The 266-nt window shown below is 63.5% G+C and carries 1 protein-coding gene; it reads right to left on the bottom strand.

The features are described from left to right. The coding region (locus AC0L3U_RS39510; protein WP_473365136.1) for an LLM class flavin-dependent oxidoreductase at positions 1–266 on the bottom strand (266 nt) is incomplete at both ends.

Below are 266 nucleotides of genomic sequence, written 5' to 3'. Positions count from 1 at the left end.
CCGGACAGGTCGAAATTACCCAGCATGCGTCCCAGCAGGGCGACGCCCACCTGTGGTTCCACCAGGTTTTGGAAGGCCTCGAACTTGGCCTGTGCCTCGGCCTCGGTCTGCCCGACCACGACAAACACGCCGGGCATGATCAGCAGTGAGTCCGCCGCGCGTCCGTAGCGGCCCAGGCGTCCCTTGAGGTCGCTGTAAAACGCTTGGGCGTTGGCCAATGAGGTTTGTGCGGTAAACACCACTTCGGCGGTTTGCGCGGCCAGTTC

It is taken from the genome of Bradyrhizobium sp. Kon69 (assembly GCF_055807515.1).
Note: the sequence above shows the minus strand (reverse complement) of the source record. Positions and strands in the feature narration are given on the sequence as shown.